At 63.2% G+C, this 20,277-nt stretch carries 20 protein-coding genes; 10 read left to right on the forward strand and 10 right to left on the reverse strand.

What is annotated here, in order from left to right:
• The 8 genes from AC1D2G_RS08850 to AC1D2G_RS08885 all read right to left on the reverse strand — a co-directional run bounded on the left by AC1D2G_RS08850 (position 1) and on the right by AC1D2G_RS08885 (position 6,955).
• Positions 1-1,368 carry a xanthine dehydrogenase family protein molybdopterin-binding subunit gene (locus tag AC1D2G_RS08850; RefSeq protein WP_477413346.1) on the reverse strand — a complete coding sequence of 456 codons (1,368 nt, stop codon included), beginning with the start codon at positions 1,366-1,368 and terminating at the stop codon, positions 1-3.
• Positions 1,369-1,379: 11 nt separating this feature from the next.
• Entirely contained in the window at positions 1,380-1,862 is a 483-nt protein-coding gene (locus AC1D2G_RS08855) for a (2Fe-2S)-binding protein (protein WP_477413348.1), read from the reverse strand.
• A gap of 60 nt (positions 1,863-1,922) precedes the next feature.
• Entirely contained in the window at positions 1,923-2,717 is a 795-nt protein-coding gene (locus AC1D2G_RS08860; protein ID WP_477413350.1) for an FAD binding domain-containing protein, read from the reverse strand.
• Positions 2,718-2,729: 12 nt separating this feature from the next.
• On the reverse strand, positions 2,730-3,173 hold the full coding sequence (locus tag AC1D2G_RS08865; RefSeq protein ID WP_477413352.1) for an SRPBCC family protein: 444 nt from the start codon (positions 3,171-3,173) through the stop codon (positions 2,730-2,732).
• 137 nt (positions 3,174-3,310) lie between these two features.
• A complete protein-coding gene (locus tag AC1D2G_RS08870; RefSeq protein ID WP_477413354.1) occupies positions 3,311-4,138 on the reverse strand; it encodes a helix-turn-helix domain-containing protein in 828 nt (275 codons plus the stop codon).
• A 187-nt stretch (positions 4,139-4,325) separates the two neighbouring features.
• Positions 4,326-5,093, reverse strand: coding sequence for an SDR family oxidoreductase (locus tag AC1D2G_RS08875; protein ID WP_477413356.1), 768 nt, complete (start codon positions 5,091-5,093; stop codon positions 4,326-4,328).
• A gap of 87 nt (positions 5,094-5,180) precedes the next feature.
• The gene (locus AC1D2G_RS08880) at positions 5,181-6,179 is read right to left on the reverse strand and encodes an ABC transporter permease (RefSeq protein ID WP_477413358.1); all 999 of its coding nucleotides are present in this window, start codon (positions 6,177-6,179) and stop codon (positions 5,181-5,183) included.
• Positions 6,180-6,214: 35 nt separating this feature from the next.
• Positions 6,215-6,955, reverse strand: coding sequence for an ATP-binding cassette domain-containing protein (locus AC1D2G_RS08885; RefSeq protein WP_095091448.1), 741 nt, complete (start codon positions 6,953-6,955; stop codon positions 6,215-6,217).
• A 470-nt stretch (positions 6,956-7,425) separates the two neighbouring features.
• Between AC1D2G_RS08885 and AC1D2G_RS08890 the strand changes: the two genes are divergently transcribed.
• Together AC1D2G_RS08890 and AC1D2G_RS08895 are read left to right on the forward strand one after the other, a co-directional pair.
• Entirely contained in the window at positions 7,426-8,415 is a 990-nt protein-coding gene (locus AC1D2G_RS08890; protein WP_095091449.1) for a sugar-binding protein, read from the forward strand.
• 183 nt (positions 8,416-8,598) lie between these two features.
• Positions 8,599-9,384 (forward strand): FadR/GntR family transcriptional regulator, encoded by a 786-nt coding sequence (locus AC1D2G_RS08895; protein WP_095091450.1) that lies wholly within the window; start codon positions 8,599-8,601, stop codon positions 9,382-9,384.
• A 149-nt stretch (positions 9,385-9,533) separates the two neighbouring features.
• Here AC1D2G_RS08895 and AC1D2G_RS08900 read toward each other — a convergent pair whose 3' ends face one another.
• Positions 9,534-10,472: an NAD(P)-dependent oxidoreductase gene (locus tag AC1D2G_RS08900; RefSeq protein WP_477413360.1), complete on the reverse strand. Its 939-nt coding sequence runs from the start codon at positions 10,470-10,472 to the stop codon at positions 9,534-9,536.
• Between the two features lie 119 nt (positions 10,473-10,591).
• Here AC1D2G_RS08900 and AC1D2G_RS08905 point away from each other — a divergent pair, with 119 nt between their 5' ends.
• Complete coding sequence (locus AC1D2G_RS08905) at positions 10,592-11,482, forward strand: NAD-dependent epimerase/dehydratase family protein (protein WP_477413362.1); 891 nt, start codon at positions 10,592-10,594, stop codon at positions 11,480-11,482.
• 108 nt (positions 11,483-11,590) lie between these two features.
• On the forward strand, positions 11,591-12,367 hold the full coding sequence (locus tag AC1D2G_RS08910) for a FadR/GntR family transcriptional regulator (RefSeq protein WP_477286699.1): 777 nt from the start codon (positions 11,591-11,593) through the stop codon (positions 12,365-12,367).
• 18 nt (positions 12,368-12,385) lie between these two features.
• On the opposite strand, the gene AC1D2G_RS08915 is transcribed toward AC1D2G_RS08910, so the two are convergent.
• A complete protein-coding gene (locus AC1D2G_RS08915; RefSeq protein WP_477413364.1) occupies positions 12,386-12,622 on the reverse strand; it encodes a DUF3175 domain-containing protein in 237 nt (78 codons plus the stop codon).
• Positions 12,623-12,844: 222 nt separating this feature from the next.
• On the opposite strand from AC1D2G_RS08915, the gene AC1D2G_RS08920 reads away from it, so the two are divergent.
• The 6 genes from AC1D2G_RS08920 (at position 12,845) to AC1D2G_RS08945 (ending at position 20,276) form a co-directional block, all read left to right on the forward strand.
• Entirely contained in the window at positions 12,845-14,074 is a 1,230-nt protein-coding gene (locus tag AC1D2G_RS08920) for an MFS transporter (protein ID WP_477413366.1), read from the forward strand.
• Between the two features lie 155 nt (positions 14,075-14,229).
• On the forward strand, positions 14,230-15,258 hold the full coding sequence (gene gntR, locus AC1D2G_RS08925) for an HTH-type transcriptional regulator GntR (protein WP_477413368.1): 1,029 nt from the start codon (positions 14,230-14,232) through the stop codon (positions 15,256-15,258).
• 303 nt (positions 15,259-15,561) lie between these two features.
• Entirely contained in the window at positions 15,562-16,689 is a 1,128-nt protein-coding gene (locus AC1D2G_RS08930) for a sugar ABC transporter substrate-binding protein (RefSeq protein ID WP_095091454.1), read from the forward strand.
• A 79-nt stretch (positions 16,690-16,768) separates the two neighbouring features.
• Positions 16,769-18,316 carry a sugar ABC transporter ATP-binding protein gene (locus AC1D2G_RS08935; RefSeq protein ID WP_477413370.1) on the forward strand — a complete coding sequence of 516 codons (1,548 nt, stop codon included), beginning with the start codon at positions 16,769-16,771 and terminating at the stop codon, positions 18,314-18,316.
• Entirely contained in the window at positions 18,313-19,293 is a 981-nt protein-coding gene (locus AC1D2G_RS08940) for an ABC transporter permease (protein ID WP_477394996.1), read from the forward strand. The genes AC1D2G_RS08935 and AC1D2G_RS08940 overlap by 4 nt, the downstream gene beginning before the upstream one ends.
• Positions 19,290-20,276, forward strand: a complete 987-nt coding sequence (locus AC1D2G_RS08945) for an ABC transporter permease (protein WP_095091457.1) — start codon at positions 19,290-19,292, stop codon at positions 20,274-20,276. Before AC1D2G_RS08940 ends, AC1D2G_RS08945 begins: the two co-directional genes overlap by 4 nt.
• The last annotated feature ends 1 nt before the right edge of the window (position 20,277 follow it).

The raw sequence follows: 20,277 nt of genomic DNA on the forward strand, positions 1-20,277 counted from the left end.
TCAAGCTCCCTTCACGTAGGATGACATCGCCATGAATTTTTCCGCCACAGGCCAGTTGGCGGCGCGCGAGGCTTCCTGCATGCACTCGATCAGCGCCGCACCCTCGGTCGGCTGGCGATGCGCCTTCATGTCGCCGTCACGATAGGCGTTGATGAAGCGGAATTCGAGCGGATCCATGCCGATCAGCCGCGCCAGCTTGTCCATCTGCACCTCCAGAGCGAAGTCGCCAATGGTGACGCCGAAGCCGCGCATTGCGGAGGAGGGCGTGCGGTTGGTGTAGACGCAGTAGGTGTCGATCCAGACATTGGGGATGGTGTAGGGGCCGGGATAGTGGCCGGCGCCCTTCTGCGCGCCGTAGGGCGAATGGCGCGAATAGGCGCCGGCGTCGGTATAGCCGGTGACCTTGCGCGCGACGATGCGGCCGTCCTTCATGACGCCGTCCCTGATGACCACCTTTTCGGCGGCGCGCGGCGAGGAGATCTGCATCTCCTCCTCGCGGCTGTAGATGAAGGAAACCGGACGGCCGGTGAGCTTGGCGCCGAGAATGGCGATCGGCTCGACGATGACGTCGACCTTGCCGCCGAAGCCGCCGCCGACGGTGCCGCCGACGAAATGGAGCTTGTTGCCGGGCATTTGCAGGATGATCGAGGCGTTGTCGAGGGTGAAGAACATCGCCTGCGTATTGGTGTAGCAGGTGAAGCGGTCATTGCCTTCGGGCGCCACCACGCAGCCGGTGGTCTCGGTGGGCGCATGCTCGATCGGCGAGGACTGGTAGCTCTGCTCGAGGACGTGGTCGGCGGCCGCGAAGCCTGCCTCGACATCGCCGAAACGCACCTTGCGGCATTCGCCGCTGTCATAGAGATAATAATTCTGGCCATGGTACTCGTTGACCAGCGGCGCGCCGGGCTTCAGCGCCTCCTCCATGTCGAAGACGGCCGGCAGCACTTCATAGTCGACCTTGACCTTGGCGGCGGCTTCTTGGGCGGCGCGCTCGGTTTCGGCCAGAACGGCGACCACGGCCTCGCCCTTCCAGCGCACTTTGCCGTCGGCCAGCACCGTCTCGTCCTCCGGTCCAATCTGGATCAGGATCAGGATGGTGTAGACATTGTGCGGCACGTCCTTGGCGGTAAGGATTTTCACCACGCCTGGATGCTTTTCGGCCTCCGAGGTGTCGATTGAGCGGATGCGGGCGTGATGATGCGGGCTGCGCACCATCTTCAGGTGCAGCATGCCGTGGAAACTGCGGTCGGCGAAAAAAGCGGTCTTGCCGGTGACATGACCGGGTGAATCCGAGCGCGGCCGGGGCTGGCCGATCTCGTGCAGATCATCCTTGCGGACATCGGCGAAGTAGCTCTTGCGCAGTTCCATGTTTGCTTCCCTCAGGCCGCGTTCTGCGAATTGGCGCGGGCTGCACGCAGCACCGCCTGGATGATCGGCTCGTAGCCGGTACAGCGGCAGATGTTGCCCGACAGCGCCTCGACCACGTCGTCGCGGCTGGGATTGGGTGTATGGTCGAGCAGCACCTTGGCGGCCATGATCATGCCCGGCGTGCAGAAGCCGCATTGCGTGGCGAAGGTGTCGAGGAAAGCGTGCTGCAGCGGGTGCAGGACGCCACCATCCGAAAGGCCCGATGTCGTCGTGATGGCAGCACCATTGCAGGCCTCGGCCAGCGTCAGGCAGGACAGCCGGAGCTCGCCGTCGATGATGACCGAGCAGGCGCCGCAGGTGCCTTGATGGCAGCCGCCTTTCGGCGAGGTGTCGCCGATCTTGTCGCGGAGGGCGTGGAGCAGCGTCGTGCCGCTGTCGATGAATTCGGCCTTTTCAGAACCGTTGAGCGTGAACTGGACCGGGACCTTTGCCATGTTTCCTCCTTGCGCGCCTGCCCGATTGATCGGACAGACGCGCGCCCCCCAACGGGTGTTTCAGGTCAGCAGCAGCCGGCCGAGATGGACCGGAAGAACTTCGTTGCGATACCAAGCGCTGGCGATCGGATCGGTGACGGGCGAGGTGCCTTCGTTGCCCACGGCGAGCGCCGAGGCGATGCCGTCCTTGGTCAGGCTTTGGCCGATCAATGCTTTTTCCGCCGCCTTGGCGCGCATCGGCCGGTCTGCCATACAGCCGAGCGCGATCCGCGCCGAGGACACGGCGCCGTCGCCGGCCAGTTCAAGTACGGCGGCGATGCTGAGCACCGAGACGCCCTTCGGCTTGACCCGCGACACTTTCAGGAAGCGAAAGCCGTCTGCCTTCGGAAGCGCGAAAGCGACCGACGTGACGATAGCGCGGTTGCTGTCGCGCCGGGTCAGAAAGGTCTCGATCGGCGTTTCGCCGTCATCGGTGCCAATCGTGGCATCGAGCGCCAGCAGGGCAACGGCGAAGTCGCCATAAGGCGCCGGTGCGAACAGATTGCCGCCAACGGTCGCCATGTTGCGGACCGCCGGGCCGCCGACGGCGCGCGCGGCCTTGGCAAGGAAGCCGAGATCCGGATGACGGGCGATCGCCGCCATGGTGACCGAAGCGCCGATGCGGGCCTTGCCGTCGGTGACGGCAATCGCTGAAAGCGACGGCTCGGTCGAACGGATCAGGTTGGAGACCGAAACATCGCCTTCATTGGCGGCGCGCACGACCAGCGTGCCGCCACCGAGATAGCGGGTGCCCTGGGATTTCAGCGCCGCGTTGGCCTCCTTCACCGTCACAAAAGTCTGCAGTGCTAGCGCCATAGCCAGGCTCCCTCAGCTCTGGCCGGCGAAATGGCTCTTCAGGGCATTGAAGCCGCCCTGGAAGACATTGGCGCCCATGCCCTCGGCCAGCTTGCCGACTTCCTCCGGCGCTGCGTCGAAGCTGGCGGTCCATTCGGCATAGGTTCGGTCGCCATCCGTCACGCGCCTGAGCTGCAGCGTCGCCTTGTGGTTGGTGAGCGGCTGCGGCGTCTCCAGGATCGAGTAGCTGACGAGGAAATTGTTGTCGGAGAAGTCGAGCAGCTTTTCGCGAATGCGGGCGCCACTGGCGAGCTGGAAATTGCGCACGCAGCCGATCGTCGAGGCGTCCTTGCCGTCCTCGATATGGCTTTCCACCATTCGCGGGTGCCAGCCTGGCAGGCCGTTAAAGTCGCGAATGCGCGCCCAGACCTGTTCGACCGGCGCGTCGATGACGCTTGAGATGGTGACGTTCGCCATATGGATGTCCCTTGCAGATGCGGCAGTTGGGCAAGGGTAGGGCGGCCAAGTCAAAGGCGCTTATCAATGCGTCTTGAGCCCGTATCAAGGAGTCTGAAAAACGGTGGGAGTCTGAAAAAGGGTGGCGGCCGGTTGGCTCAGGCCATCATCCGCGCCGCTTCACGGTAGAGCGTCGGCGGCACGCCGACATGGTCCCGGAAGAAGCGCGAGAAATTGCCCTGCGTGGTGAAGCCGAGATTGCAGGCGACCGAAATCAGCGGCTCCTGCGACCACTGCAATTGCCGCACCGCTTCCTCCATGCGCAGCGTGTTCCAGTAGACATTGGGTGTCAGATTGGTCTGTTCCTTGAACAGGGCGAAGAAGTGCGGCCGCGACAGGCCGACGGCGCGCGCCACATCGTCGAAGCAGATGCGCTCGCAGACATTGGCCTTCATCAACTGGATTGCCTTGCGGACGCGGAAATCCTGCATGGTGTTTATGCGGACGCGGGCTTCCTGCGGCGCCGAAGCGTCCGCGGCATCGAGGACGCTGTCGATGAAACGCTCGATCTCGTTATTGGCGACATCGTCGACGCTTTCATTGTCGATGAGGTGATCGAGCAGACTGGCGGCGGCTTGGTGCAGCCAGGGCTCCAGCGTGATTGCGGCCTGCGAGAACAGCGGTGCGGACGAAGGCAGGTCGCGGCGGCGCCGCGCCCAGTCGGGATCGATGTAGAAGGCGAGGAACAGGCCCGGCGTCCCGTTCCGCGACAGGACATGGCTGTGCGGCTGAAAGGAGTTGATGCCGGCGGCGGTGCGCGGGCCAAGCCGTACCGTCTCGCGGCCGATGGTCATCTCGCCGGCCGTGCCTTCAAGCCAGATGATCAAATGTGCTTCGACGTGGGCATGGGTGACGAAGTCGCTTGCGACATTCAGGACAGAAACATGTCCGAACCGGCCCCAGTAGAGCCTGATCGCTTCCGTCATGGGTATTCCTCCCGCAGACGACTGGCCTCCCTTCGCCTGCGGGGCGGATTGTGCGGCTGAGTTCGGGGCCGCGTCAAGACGTGGGCCTGTGGCGAGGGTGGATGACGGCCAATGCCGGTGGATTTTCAGACTGAGCGATAGGCAGTGAACCGAACAACGGTTGGATGGCCGCGCCGGCGTTGGTGGCTCAAACCGAAGCCGTCATGCCGCCGTCGACATAGAGCGTATGGCCGTTGACGAAGGACGATGCGTCGGAGGCGAGGAACACGGCGGCGCCGATCAGTTCGTCGACATTGCCCCAGCGCCCGGCAGGCGTGCGCTTCTCCAGCCAGGCGGAAAATTCGGGATTGTCGACCAGCGCCTGGTTCATTTCGGTTCGGAAGTAACCGGGCGCGATCGCGTTGATCTGCAGGCCGTATTTCGCCCAGTCGGCGCACATGCCCCTGGTCAGATTCCTGATCGCGCCCTTGGTTGCGGTGTAGGGCGCGATGTTCGGCCGGGCCAGTTCGCTCTGCACCGAGCCGATGTTGATGATCTTGCCCATGCCGCGCGCGATCATGTGGCGGGCGACCGCCTTGCCGGCATGGAAGGCGCCCGAGACATTGGTCTTGAACAGCCGCTCCCATTGCTCCTCGGGAAAGTCCTCGAGCGGGGCGCGGAACTGCACGCCGGCGTTGTTGACGAGGATATCGATGGCGCCGATCTCGGCTTCGATGCGGGCGATGTCGGCGTTGACGGCTTGAAAATCGGTGACGTCAAAGGTCGAGGCGTGCGCCTTGAAGCCGGCATCGCGCAGCTTTTCGACGGCGCCGCCGATCCTGGCGGCATCGCGGCCGTTCAGCACTACGCCGGCGCCATGTTCAGCCAGGCCGCGCGCCAGGGCAAAACCTATGCCCTGACCAGAGCCGGTTACCAGCGCCAGCCGGCCCTCAAGGCTGAACAGCGAGTTTGCCATCAGGCTGTCTTTTGTTCGACCATGATCTCGGACAAACGGCTTCCGTTTGTCCGAGAAAACCGGTTTCCACTTTTCGGGATCATGGTCCTAGTCGTTGCGGCGGAAATTGCGGATGCGGTCGAAAAGAACCGCCAGCAGGATGGCGCCGCCGATGAACACGCCTTGCCAGAACGCATTGATGCCGAGCAGGCCGAGACTGTTGCGGATCACCTCGATGAGCGCCGCGCCGACGATGGCCCCGAAGGCGGTACCAACGCCGCCGGCAAGGTTGGCGCCGCCGATGACGGTGGCGGCGATGACCTGAAGCTCCATGCCAGTGCCGAGATTGGTGGTGACGGCGCCCAGCCATCCAGTCTGGATGATACCGGCAATGCCAGCCGACAGCGCAGAAATCATGTAGACGGCGACCTTGATCTGGCGCACCGGAACGCCGGTCAGCGTCGCAGCATGCTCATTGCCGCCGATGGCGAAGATGTGCCGGCCGAACTTGGTCCAGCGCAGGATGAAGCCGGTGATCAGCGCCAGAAGGATCATGTAAAGCACTGGATTGGCGATGCCGAACACCCAGGCGCCGCCGCCCAGCGCCAGCAGCTTGTTGTGGTCCGGTCCGAACTGGAAAACGACGGTGTTGTTGGAGGCGACCATGGCCAGGCTGCGGGCGATCGACAACATGCCGAGCGTCACCACGAACGGCGGGAAGCCGAGATAGGCGATCAGAATGCCGTTGAAGGCGCCGATGGCAAGCGCGGTGGAGATAGAGGCCAGGATGCCGATCTCGATCGAGTAGCCGGCATGCATGGTGACGGCCAGCACCATCGACGACAGGCACAGCACCGAACCGACCGAGAGGTCGATGCCGCCGGTGATGATGACGAAGGTCATGCCGAGCGCGATGATGGCGACGAAGGTGATGTTGCGGGTGATGTTGTAGAGGTTCTTCTGCGTGGCGAAGGCGTCGGTGGCAAACGACAGGAACAGGCAGGCGAGGATGACCGCGATCACCACCCAGAAGGTCTGGCTGGCAAACAGCTTCGACAGCAAGGTGTGCTGTTTCTGTGCGATCGTCTGGTCAAGGGTGACTGCCATTATCGACCTTTATCTGTCGGTGAAACGCGCTGAAATCAAACCTGTTCGATAGCACCAGTGATCAGCCCAGTGACTTCCTCGGGCGAGCTGGACGCGATCGTCTTGTCGGCGACCTTGCGGCCACGCCGCATGACGATGACGCGGTCGGCGACGGTGAAAACGTCGGGCATGCGGTGGCTGATCAGCACGACGGCGATGCCCTGGTCGCGCAAATGGCGGATCAGGTTGAGCACCTCGGCGACCTGCCGCACCGAGATCGCCGCCGTTGGCTCGTCCATCAGCACGATCTTGGCTTGCGACAGCATGGTGCGGGCGATTGCCACCGCCTGGCGCTGGCCACCCGACATCTGCTTGACGAGGTCGCGCGGGCGGGTCTCGGACTTGAGCTCCGCGAAGATCTGGCCGGCGCGCTTGTACATAGAAGCGTAGTCGAGGATGCGGAAGGGGCCGACGCCGCGGCGCAATTCACGGCCGAGATAGACATTCGCCGCTGCCGTCAGATTGTTGCAGAGCGCCAGGTCCTGGTGGACGATCTCAATGCCGTGCTGGCGGGCTTCGACCGGCTTGTGCAAGATCAAATCCTTGCCGTCCATTTGCATGGTGCCGTGGCTCGGGCGGAAATTGCCAGCGATCATCTTGACCAGCGTCGACTTGCCGGCGCCATTGTCGCCCATCAGGCCGACCACCTGGCCGGGCTCGATCGACAAAGACACGTCGTTGACCGCCTGGATGGCGCCGAAATGCTTCGATATGTTGGTGAGTTCGAGAACCGCCACCAGCCTTCTTGCCTCCCCGTGCTTTGCGACCTGCTGCTGTTCCCGGCGTCAATGCCGGCGCTGCTTTGGCCTCGCTCTTCCCAGCTCCTCCCGGAAACAGCGTTAGCGTTCTTTTACGCAAAAGCCGGCGCGCGTCAATCAATTGTCGGACGAATTAAGGTTGGATTATTCTAAAAATCCGTTTTGTAGGACAAATAGCATTGACGTTGGCGGCGAGCCGATATTAGCTAAGCGTCGGAGGAGATTATGCCGGTCCCTGCCTGCGGTTCGCCGGGTGGAATCGGTGGAGGTTTATCGGTCGAGGTTCCGGCTGCACCCCGTGTGTTGAGCCGGTCCAAGGCCGCATCTGGAAATACTTATCGATCTGTCTTGGCGACACGAGAGCTCGCGAAACGAACCTCGGTCATCACGCGTCCGGTCGATCTGTGTGGCGGGCACGCCGTGTCCGTCTGTTTCAAGGGAGGACTGATATGAGGAAATCACTTTTGCTTGCCGCCGCCGCCATGATGGCGCTTGGCGCCGGACCGGCTTTGGCCAAGAAACAGCTCGTCATTGTCGTGAAAGGTCTCGACAATCCGTTCTTCGAAGCCATCCACCAGGGTTGCGAGAAATGGAACAAGGAAAACGCCAGCTCGGAATATGAATGCTTCTACACCGGCCCTGCTTCGACCTCGGACGAGGCCGGCGAGGCGCAGATCGTCCAGGACATGCTGAGCAAGGCCGACACCGTGGCGATGGCGATTTCGCCGTCCAACGCGCCGCTGATCGCGCAGACGATCAAGACCGCCAATCCGACGATCCCGATCATGACGGTCGACGCCGACCTCAGCAAGGAAGATGCGGCGCTGCGCAAGACCTATCTCGGCACCGACAACTATTTGATGGGCAAGAAGATCGGCGAGTACATCAAGAAGGGCAAGCCGAATGGCGGCACGATCTGCACCATCGAGGGCAATCCTGCGGCCGACAACATCTTGCGTCGTGCGCAAGGCATGCGTGACGCACTGTCGGGCAAGGAAGGCCTCGCGGCGCTCGCCGGCGAAGGTGGCTGGACCGAAGTCGCCGGCTGCCCGGTATTCACCAATGACGATGGCGCCAAGGGCGTTCAGGCGATGACCGATATCCTCGCCGCCAACCCCAAGCTCGACGCGTTCGGCATCATGGGCGGCTGGCCGCTGTTCGGTGCGCCGCAGCCCTATCGCGATCTGTTCGGGCCGCTCAAGGACCGCATCGCCAGCAACGACTTCGTCATCGGCGCAGCCGACACGATTGGCGACGAGGTGGCGATTGCTCGTGACGGCCTGGTCACCGCGCTGGTCGGCCAGCGGCCGTTCGAAATGGGCTACAAGGCGCCCTCGGTGATGATCGACCTGATCGAAGGCAAGACCGTCGCCGATCCGGTGTTTACCGGTCTCGACGAATGCACCAAGGACACGGTCGACACCTGCATCCAGAAGTAGGTTCTCGATTTGGGGCGCTCGGCAACGGGCGCCCCCCGTCGATTCCTGAACGGGACACTGCGGTTGGGGCGGCAGGCTCCGGCTTTGCTGCGTCCATGGTCTGGATTTTTCGGCAACGAGATCGGCGTGCCGTGCGGGTTCGGACCAGTCCGGACGACAGACGGCCGACGCATTGGAACGTGGATGCCGGACAAGAAGTCAAAGAAGCGAACCGACCGGGCCAAGGCACAAGACAGCCTCCGTCCGGTTGTCATGCGCAGGGCTGGCGCTGCACACTTTTCGGGAGCGAGCGTTCATGTCTCGCTGGCCAGCGAGATTGGTCTCAGGATCGTGCGCGGCGATTATCTGCCCGGCACCATCCTGCCCAACGAGGCCAAATGGGCCGAAATCTTCGACGTTAGCCGTTCGGCGGTTCGCGAAGCGATCAAGATGCTGATGGCCAAGAGCCTTCTGGCCTCGCGCCCCAAGATCGGCAGCTGGGTCGAGCCGAAAGAGCGCTGGAACCTGCTCGACCGCGACGTGCTGGCCTGGTACGCGACAGCTCCCGATCGCGAGGCATTCCTGCGCACCGTGCAGGAGTTTCGCCATATCATCGAGCCGGAAGCGTCGGCCTTTGCCGCCATGCGGCGCAGCGACGAGCAGATGGCCGAGATCAGCCAGGCCTGCCGCGAGATGGGCGATGCCTTGAGCCTGCAGGAGCGTATCCGCGCCGACACGCGCTTTCATCTCGCCATCCTGCGCGCCTCCGGCAACGATCTGCTGGTTCCGCTCGGCGTGCTGATCGAATCGGCACTCGACCATCTCTTCGACTTCACGACGCAGAGGGTCGGTGATCAGCGGCAGGCGCAGAAGCTGCATGAGGCGATCGAGAAGAACATCCGGCTGCGGCGTCCGACAGCCGCGCGCAACGCCGTCCACAAACTGCTTGAGAACACCGATGAAGGGATCGGACGGTCAAGGCGATGGTAGTGCGGCAGTGACAGCCGGCCCTTCGGGCTTTCCCTTTAAAATGTCCACTGGCCCTTTTTTCCGCCCGGAAGCGGACCCGGCCTTCACCGTTCGAAACTCGAAAAGCCAAGCAATTGGCTTTTCGTCGGTTGGGCGGACCGCTTCTCACCTCAAATCGTCTGTTTCTTGTCATCCTTGGTCGGCATCAGGTCGACGCCGTTGACCTTGCCGATATGGGTTGCCAGCATCGGCACGAATTGCTCGGCGGGGCCGGTGGCGAAGGCGCCGGCGAAAGAGTTCTTGGTGGCGTTGCCGAGCGGGTTGGCGATGCCGGCCGCTCCGGCCATCGATTCCAGATAGGTCAGGTCCTTGAAGGCGTTGGCGATGGAGAATTTGTGGGCGTCGCGGTCGCCCTCCAGCGTCCAGCGCATGAAGGTCTGGTAGAAGCCGCAATCCATGCGGCCGTTGCGGATGACGCTGTCGAAGCGCGGCGGCGAGATGCCGACTTTCTGCGCCAGCGCCAGCGCCTCCGAATAGATCGCGGCATAGCCGAGTGAGATGAAGTTGTTGAGCAGCTTCATGCGGTGGCCGTCGCCGGTGTCGCCGATATGGACGATCCGGCCGGCCCAGGTTTCGAGCACCGGCTTCACCCGGGCGAAGACGGCGTCCGGCGCGCCGACCATGGCGTCGAGCGTGCCTTCCCAGGCCTCCTTCGGCGTGCGGCTCAGCGGCGCATCGACATAGTCGATGCCGAGAGCCTTGAGTTCAGCCGCCAGTGCAATGGTCGAGACCGGATCGGAGGTCGAGCAGTCGACGACGACCGCGCCCTTTTTCAAGCCCTCCTTGAGGCCGCCGGGGCCGCGAATGATAGCCTCGACTTCGCGCGATCCGGTGACGCAGATGAAGACGATGTCCGATGCCGCCCCGACATCGCGCGAGGTCGATACTTCCGCCGCACCGCGGCCAAGCAGGTCCTCCGCCGGCTTGCGGTTCTTGCGGCCGAGAAAGGTCAGGCTGTAGCCCTTGTCGACGATGTTCTTGGCGATCCCGTGCCCCATCAGGCCAAGGCCAATGAAGCCGATCTTTTCGCGCGCGGCAGTCGTGTTCATGTCTTCAAGTCCTGTTGCAATGATTGATGATCAGCGCTGCCGTTTTGCAGGCGAGGGTGGTTGCGGATTGCGATTTTGTCTGACAATACACATAAATCCCAGCGGATGTGGAGAGCAAAATGACGAAGCGGATCATGTTCACCGGCGGCAGCGGCAAGGCCGGACGCCATGTCGTGCAGTATCTGGTGGAGCAGGGCTGCCAGGTGCTCAACATCGACACCAAGCCGCTCGACAATCCCAAGGTGCGCACGCTGATCACCGACATCACCGACAGCGGACAGGTGTTCAACGCGCTGTCGAGTTATATGGGATTGCACGAATTCGACCCGTCGCTGCGCTCCCAGCCAGTCGATGCGGTGGTGCATTTCGCCGCCATCCCGCGCATCATGATCACCACCGACAACGAGGTGTTCCGCATCAATGCGCTCGGCACCTACAATGTCATCGAGGCGGCGGTGAAGCTCGGCATCCGCAAGGTAGTGATTGCCTCAAGCGAAACCACCTATGGGCTGGTGTTCGCCAACGAGCCCCGTGATCCCCAGTATTTCCCGCTCGACGAGGATTATGATGTCGATCCGATGGACAGCTACGCGCTGTCCAAGGTCGTCAACGAGAAGACGGCGCGCGCCTTTGCGCTGCGCAGCGGCATCGATATCTATGCGCTGCGCATAGGCAACGTCATCGAGCCACATGAATATTCGCTGTTTCCGAAATGGTTCGCTGAGCCGGGGTTTCGCAAGCGCATCGCCTGGAGCTATGTCGACGCGCGCGACCTTGGCCAGATCACGCTGCGTGCCATCGAGAAGGATGGGCTCGGCTATCAGGTGTTCAATGCCGCCAATGACGATACCTCATCCGACCTGCCGACCGCGGAACTCTTGAAGCGGTTCTATCCCAGCGTACCGGTCAAGGCCGAACTCGGCGAATACGAGACGCTGCTGTCGAACCGCAAGGCGCGGGATATTCTCGGCTTCCGCCCGGAGCACAGCTGGCGCAAATACGTCAAGTAGGCCTGATCCGTCGGAGCAATCGGGCAGATCTGTGCACAGCGGCCGGCTTTGCCGCTTGAGCCGCTTGCCGTGCTTGACAGCCCCTGCAATCCGGCCTTTCTGGAGCCTATGCGGGACGCGAAGCCGAACAAGGAAAAATCGCCAGCGAAAGCGGCCTCCGGCGAGCGCCCGGCGGGCGTTCGCCGACCAGACGCGGCGCGTATCCCCGGCTCGAGCGTCCATGCTTCGCTGGCCAGCGAGATTGGCCTCAGGATCGTGCGCGGCGACTACCCGCCCGGCACCATCCTGCCCAATGAAGCGAAATGGTCGGAGACCTTCAGCGTCAGCCGCTCGGCGGTGCGCGAAGCGATCAAGATGCTGATGGCCAAGAGCCTGTTGGCGTCGCGCCCCAAGATCGGCAGCTGGGTCGAGCCGAAGGAACGCTGGAATCTGCTCGATCGGGACGTGCTTGCCTGGTACGCGACGTCCCCGGATCGCGAGGTGTTCCTGAAGACCGTGCAGGAGTTCCGCCACATCATCGAGCCGGAAGCGACCGCCTTTGCCGCCATGCGGCGGACCGACGAGCAGATGGCCGAGATCAGCCAGGCTTGCCGCGAGATGGGCGAGGCGACGAGCCTGCAGGAGCGCACGCGTGCCGACACGCGTTTCCACCTGGCGATCCTGCGGGCATCCGGCAACGACCTTTTGGTGCCGCTCGGCGTGCTCATCGAGTCCGCGTTCGACCACCTGTTCGCCTATACGACGCGGGAGCTGGATGATTTGCAGCACGCACAGAAGCTGCACGAGGCGATCGAGAAGAACATCCGCCTGCAGCGGCCGGATGCGGCGCGCAACGCGGTGCGCAAGTTGTTGGCCAACACTGACGGCGTCATCCGTTCGCGCTAGGCGCCTAATGGGTCGCGGCTAATCCTCTTTCTCCCGCCCGAAGGCGGCGCGAAGCTCGTCCTTGGCGTCCTCAAGCACTTGTCTGCGCGAAGCGGGCAGATTCTTGCCGGCGCGGTTGATGCAGAAGTTCAGCATCGACATGGCGGACTGGAACGGCTCGGCCTTGCGCCGGAGGCTGTGTTCGGCGGATCGCTTGAGAGAGGCGGCGATCTTCCTGGCGTCGTTGGATTCGAAGACGTGGTCCTCGAGATCCATCGCGTCGCTCCGTCACCTCGGCCGACCATTTCTTCTTCGCGGTCATGGCAGGACTCCTTTGCAGGGTGGCTTGCCAGGAAACTCCACACCTTGGCATCGGTTCCGCATTCGCGTGGGGTCTGGTGCGACGGATTTGCCCGCCGTGGCGCTGCTGCGCGTTGCGAATGTGCCGATAGTGGCGCAAACGGCAGCCGATTTTCGAGACCGCCGACAGGAAACGCCTTGACCCGATCCGACTTGAGCCGGCCGAGCCCCGGTATCGACAGCAGCTATGCCTGGATCCGGCTCGCGATTTCGATGCTGCTGGCGACGATCGGCGGCGTCGGCATGTGGGCTGTCGTCGTCGTGCTGCCCGCGGTACAGGCCGAGTTCGGCGTTGATCGCGCTGCGGCATCCATGCCTTACACCGCGACCATGGTCGGTTTCGCCGCCGGCAACGTGCTGGTCGGCCGCGCCATCGACCGCATGGGCTACTGGATCCCCGCGCTGCTCTCCTCGATTGCGCTCGCCGCCGGCCTTCTGCTCGCGGCGCTGTCGACCTCCATCCTGCAATTCACCCTTGCTCAAGGGCTATTGATCGGTGTCGGCACGTCGGTGATCTTCGGGCCGCTGATCGCCGATATCTCGCATTGGTTCAACCGCCGGCGCGGTGTCGCGGTAACCGCGGCTGCCGCCGGCAACTACCTTGCCGGAGCGATCTGGCCAACCATCATGCCGACGCTGATGAAGGCTGAAGGCTGGCGCTTCACCTATGCCGCGATCGGCGTCTTCTGCCTGGTGACCATGGTGCCGCTGGTGCTGTTGTTGCGGCGTGGTGCTCCGGAGACTGCCACAACTGGTTCGCCGGGAAGCAGGCCGGTGCAGCCGATCTCGCTGTCGCCAGCGGCCTTGCAGGTGCTGCTGGTCGTCGCCGGCCTCGGCTGCTGCGTGGCGATGTCGATGCCGCAGGTGCATATCGTCGCCTATTGCATGGATCTCGGCTATGGCATGGCGCACGGCGCCGACATGCTGTCGATCATGATGGCGGCGGGCGTCGCCAGCCGGCTGGCCTCCGGTTTTCTCGCCGACCGCATCGGTGGCGTGAAGACGCTGCTCATCGGTTCGGTGCTGCAATGCCTATCACTGCTGTTCTACATTCCCTTCGACGGACTTGCCTCGCTTTACGTCGTATCGCTGGTGTTCGGCCTGTCGCAAGGCGGCATCGTGCCCTGCTACGCGATCATCGTGCGCGAATACATGCCGGCCAAAGAGGCCGGCCAGCGTATCGGCATCGTCATGATGGCGACGATCTTCGGCATGGCGATCGGTGGCTGGATGTCGGGTTGGATCTACGATCTGACCGGCTCCTACGCCGCGGCATTCCTCAACGGTATCGCCTGGAATCTGCTGAACATACTGGCGATCGGTCTGTTGTTTTGGAAGGCAAGGCAACGTGCCGTGGCGATGGCTTGAAAGGGCTGAGCTACTTCGCGTTGCTTGACAAGGGCGAAAGGCTGCGCGACGCCAGAGCACGAGTGGGTATGGCAAGGCATGCCGGGTGACATGACGACAGCAAGGACGATCGTATCCCCGCGCTTTGGTGGGTGCTCTTCCGAGGGAGCGGGTCCTTGATCAAGCCGCGCTCGCGCCGGGGCGGCGGCCGCCCGACCATTGCCGATGTCGCGCGCAAGGCCGGTGTCGGCGCCATCACCGTGTCGCGCGCTCTGCGCGAGCCGGGGCGCGTCTCGGAGGAATTGCGCCGCCAGATCCAGGCCGCAGTCGACGAACTTGGTTATGTGCCGGACCCGAATGCGCGGGCACTGGCTTCGGCGCGCGCCGAGGTGTTCGGCGTGCTGGTGCCGTCGCTCACCAACAACGTCTTTGCCGAGGTGGTGCGCGGCATCTATGACAGCCTGTCGGCCAGCCCGTTCCGCATCCAGCTTGGCAACACCCATTATTCCGGCCTCGAAGAAGAGCGGCTGCTGCAGGTCTTCGGTTCGCAGCGGCCGGCAGCGCTGATCGTCGCCGGCATCGACCAGACACCGACCTCGCGAAAACTGCTGGAGAGCGCCGGCTGCCCGGTGGTGCAGGTCATGGAAACCGGGCCTGATCCTGTCGACATGATGGTCGGCTTCTCGCATTTCGACGGCGGCAGGACGGCGACCGAGCATCTGATCGAGACAGGCTACCGCCGCATCGGCTTCATCGGCGCGCGCATGGACCCGCGCTCGCAGCGGCGCCTCGCCGGCTATCGCGCGGCGATGGAGGTCGCCGGGCTGTTCGACCCACGCCTCGTCACCACCACGCCGGTGCTGTCGAGCGTGCCGCTCGGGCGCGAAATGCTCCGCGACGCGCTGGCCAAGGTACCGACGCTCGACGGTGTGTTCTGCAACAATGACGACATCGCGCTCGGCGTGTTGTTCGAGTGCCATCGCGCCTCGATCGCAGTGCCGAAGACGATAGGCATCGTCGGCTTCAACGATCTCGACATGATGCAGGTGGCGTTTCCTTCGATCACCAGCATCCGCACCCACCGCTATGAGATCGGCCGACGTGCGGTCGCCATGGCGCTGGCGACGATCGCCGGCAACAGGCCGGAACAACGGATCGTCGATCTCCGCTTCGAACTCAAACGCCGCGAGAGCACCGCCCGTTGAAACACACAGAAGCGACTGTGTGAATGCCGGTTTACACAACGTCATGGTAGCGCTACCAATTGCCTAGAGTGGAAACTTACGGCAAAAGCCAAGGCCTGTTTATTATATATAAGCGACAGCTGATGCTTGTTTATTATGTATAATATGATAGTTTTTATTTCCCATTTAGAGGTGGCAAGGGAGGGAGCCGGGTCGACATTGGCGACTTAAGAAAGTGCGACAGGCAAGGCAGGAGGTGCCTAGCCGGACGCGTGAAGTGCATGGCAGCCAAAACAATCAAAACTGCAACTGGGAGGAATATCGATGATCAAGTCACTCGTGGGTGGCATCGTTGCCGCCACTGCATTTGTCATGCTCAACTCGGCCGCAATGGCCGCCGGTCCCGAAGTCGTGAAGGGACCAGCCGCCGAACCGGATTGCTTCGCGCCCTGGGCCGCAGATACGCAGTTCTTCAAGTTTCCCAAAAAAGATGGCCCATACCGGATTGCGCTCGCCAATGGCTATATCGCCAACACCTGGCGCATCCAGATGATCCAGACCGCCAAGGCTTACGCAGCGCAGAAGGACGTCGCCGCCAAGCTGAAGGAATTCAAGGTGGTGTCGACCGGCGAGGACGTGCCGGCGCAGATTTCGGCAATCAACAACTTCATCGATTCCGGCTATGACGCCATTGTTGTCAACGCGCAGAACCCGACCGCGTTCGCGCCGGTCATCAAGCGCGCCAAGGAAGCCGGCGTCGTGCTGGTCGCCTTCGACAACATTCTCGATACCAAGGATGCAATCAACGTCAATGTCGATCAGAAGGGCCTTGGCGAACTTTGGGGCAAATGGCTGACCGGCCATATACCCGAAGGCGGCAAGATTCTTGAAGTCCGCGGCGTTGCCGGCACGTCGGTCGACACCGATCGCCACAATGGCATCCATGAGGTTCTCGACGCTTCGGGCAAGAAATGGGACGTCACCGAAGTCGCCGGCAAGTGGGACGATCCGACAGCGCAGAAAGTCACGGCTGACGCGATCGCCACCAATGGTCCGTTCGTCGGCATCACCGGCCAGGGTGGCGACACCGGCATCGTGCAGGCGATGATCGACGCCAAGCATCCGTTCGTGCCGTTCGGAGGCGAGACAGAGAACGGCTTCCGCAAATTCTGCGCGGCCCATGCGGCGGACGGATTGAAATGCTCGTCAGCCGGTACCGGCCCCGCCCAGGTGGCGGTTGCCATCAAGACGGCGATCGCAGCCCTTGAAGGCAATGTCGTCCCGCAGTCGGTCAAGCTGCCGCTTGCGATCGTCGAGGATCCGAACTTCAAGGCAGGTCAGGATTTCTTCCCTGATCAGTCCGACAATTTCTTCGTCGGCAATTCCTTCCCGACCTGCGGTATCAATTTCACCGCGCAGGAAATCATGGGCCAGACCAAGGCCGACCAGTAGCTGCACCCAGGCGCCGCGGGATATTCCGCGGCGCCGACCACTCGATATCCCTAGTCGTCAAAGAGCCTCGGGAGGCCCGATGGACGGTGCGATTCCGCTCTTCCGGATGGAAGGCATATCCAAGCGCTATGGTGGTGTGCGGGCGCTGGAAAAGGCCGAGCTTTCGGTCTCATCCGGCAGCATTCACGGCATCCTCGGCGAAAACGGTGCCGGCAAATCGACGCTGATCAAGGTGATGGCCGGTGTCGTTGCGCCCGACGAAGGGCGCATGACGCTAGATGGCCGCGAGGTGACGTTCGCTTCGCCGGCTGCCGCCAACCAGGCCGGCATCGTCTGCATCTTCCAGGAACTGTCGCTGGTTCCCGAACTCAGCGTTGCCGACAACATTGTTATCTCAGACCCGCCGACGCGGTTCGGAATGATCGACCGCAAGGCACAACGCCGGATTGCGGAAGAAGCGTTGGCGCGCGCGGGCGCCGCAGACATCCACCCGCTGGCGCTGGTCAAGGACCTGCCGCTATCGCGCCGCCAGATGGTCGAGATCGCCAAGGCGCTGGCACGCAAGCCGCGCATCCTGATCCTCGACGAGGCGACCTCGGCGCTGACCGCGACGGATGTCGCCAAGATTTTCGGCGTGCTGAAGCGACTGCGCTCGGAAGGGCTGGCGCTGCTCTATATCTCGCACCGCATGAATGAGATCGCCGAACTGGCCGACCAATGCACGGTGTTTCGCAACGGTCGCAATGTCGCCAGTTACGCGGCGGGCACAAAGAGCGACAATGAAGTCGTCGAACTGATGATCGGGCGAGAATACAGCCACATCTTTCCGCCGAAGCCGCCACGCGCTTCGGCTGCCGCCGTTCCGGTGTTGGAGGCACGCAAGCTTTCATGGACCGACCGGTTGGACAATGTCTCGCTGACCGTTGGGGCAGGTGAGGTCGTCGGTCTTGGCGGTCTCGACGGTCAGGGCCAACGCGAATTGCTGCTTGCCTTCTTCGGGGTGTTGCGCGGCCTGTCGGGCCAGATCCTCATCGACGGCAAGCCCGTTGCCATCGCCAGCCCCGCCGCCGCACGTGAAGACGGTATCGGCATGGCGCTCATTCCCGAAGACCGCAAGACCGAAGGCCTAATGCTGCCGATGACGGTGCGCGAGAACCTGTCCTTCGCTGCGCTCGACCGGCTGTCCAAAGTCGGCATCATCGACCGTGCCACCGAGCAGCGGCTGATCGACGACATGGTCGGCCTGCTGGCGATCAAGACCGCGGGGCTCGACATTCCGGTCGGCGCGCTGTCGGGCGGCAACCAGCAGAAGGTGGTCATCGCCAAATGGCTGATGCGCCAGCCACGCATCATCCTGCTCAACGATCCGACGCGCGGCATCGACGTCGGCACCAAGCAGGAGCTCTATCAACTGATGCGCAAGCTCGCCGATGCCGGTGCTGCGATCCTGTTCTATTCGACCGACTATGACGAGCTGATCGGCTGCTGCGACCGTGTGCTGGTGCTCTATGACGGGGCGGTCAAGCGCGAGTTGGTTGGCGCCGAGATCACCGAGCGGGCGCTGATCGCCAGCGCTCTCAACATCCATGGCGAGGAGAGCCCCGTGAGCCTGGGAGCAAGCGCGTGAAGGATTGGCGCTACTGGCTGGCCGAGCAGCGTGGAACGCTGCTGGCGCTCGGCATCTTCATCGTCATGTTCGTCATCTACACCTCGAACCATCCGGCGGGCTTCACCCCCAATGTCGTGCAGACGGCAGCGAACAAGGGCGTGTTGCTTGCCTTCGTCGCCATGGCGCAGACGCTGGTGGTGATCACCGCCGGCATCGACCTGTCCGTCGGCATGATCTTCACCCTGACCAATTGCCTGGCGTCCTGGCTGGTCATCGGTACTGGCATCGAAACCGCCTTCGGCGTCCTCGCGGTGCTCGGCACTGGGCTGCTGTGCGGGGCGATCAACGGCGCCATTGTCATTTATGGGCGGCTGCAGCCGATTGTCGCCACCATCGCTACCGGCGCCGTCTACTTCGGCATTGCCCTGCTGCTGCGACCTTTTCCCGGCGGCTCGGTCAACGAGGACCTCGCCGACGCTTTGACCGGACGACTGTTTGGCGTGGTGCCGGCAAGCTTGGTCGTGCTGCTGGCCGTGGTCCTCATTGTCTGGGTGCCGTTCAGCCGCTCGGTGCTCGGTCGTGCGGCTTACGCAGCCGGCTCGTCGGAAACGGCGGCCTACATGTCCGGCGTGCCGATCCGCCGTGGCAAATTCGCCGCCTACGCACTGGCCGGGCTGCTTGCCGCGGTCGGCGGGTTGTTCCTGACCTTCTTCACCTATACCGGCGAGGCAGCCTATGCCAGCGGCAACGCCTATACGCTGTTCTCGATCGCCGCCGTCGTGCTCGGTGGTGTCTCGCTGTTCGGCGGCAAGGGCAGCGCCATCGGCGCGATCTTCGGCGCGCTGGCGTTCCGCACCATCGGTGACCTGCTCTTCGTCTTCGATTTCGATCCGCTCTGGCAACCGCTGTTCCAGGGGGTTATCCTGCTGATCGCGGTCAGCCTCGGCGCCTTCGCCCTGTTTCGGGTCCGCAACCGGCTGGAGTGGTTCCTGTGAGCGAAACGACGCTTGGCGGCATTGCCGGCCGCATGCCCAGATTCATCCGGCGCGCCGATCCGGCGGTGCTGACGGCCTTTGCCTGCATCGTGCTGCTGCTATTCCTCGGCAGCCTCTATTCCAGAAGCTTCCTGTCACCTGAATACCTTCTGCAGCAGCTCAAGGTGGCGTCATTCCTCGGCGTCATCGCCACCGGCATGATGCTGGTCATCCTGCTTGGCCAGATCGACCTGTCGGTGCCGTGGTCGGTCGCAATGGGCGCCATGATGGCCAGCGCGGCGGCCGCCTATGGTCCCGTCGGCGTGGCGCTGGCCATTCCGTTCGGCATCGTCTGCGGCATGCTGATCGGCGTTGTCAACGGCATCGGCGTCGCCTATCTGCGCATCCCCTCGATGATCATCACGCTGGCCACCAACGCCGTCGCGCAGGGGCTGATGGTGGTCTACACCGGCGGTTTCTCGCCACAGGATTCGGCGACTGGCGCGATGCGCTACCTGGCGACTGGTTTTGCCATTCCGGGCGTGCCCAACGCGGTCATCATCTGGGCGCTGATCGGCGCGGCGATGGTGTTCGTACTGACCCGCACCAGCTTCGGCCGCGCCGTCTACGGCATCGGCAACCGCGAGCGCGCCGCCTATCTTTCGGGTATCGACACGCGACGCGTGGTGATGATCGCCTTCGCCGTCTCCGGCGGGCTTTCGGCCTTCGGCGGCGTGCTTCTGGCCGGCTATGCTTCCAAGGCGGCGCAATCGATGGGCGACGCCTACCTGTTGCCGTCAATCGCGGCAGTGGTGCTTGGCGGTACCTCGATCCTGGGCGGGCGCGGTTCCTATCTCGGCACCGTCGCCGGCGTCATCCTGATCACGCTGCTGCAATCCATCCTGTCCGTCATGCAGATGCCGGAGGCGGGGCGGCAGATCATCTATGGCATCGTCATCGTTGCCATGCTGTTGCTCTACGGCCGCGCGCCGGCAAGCCGCTGAC

It is taken from the genome of Mesorhizobium sp. P2_C7, from assembly GCF_056404515.1.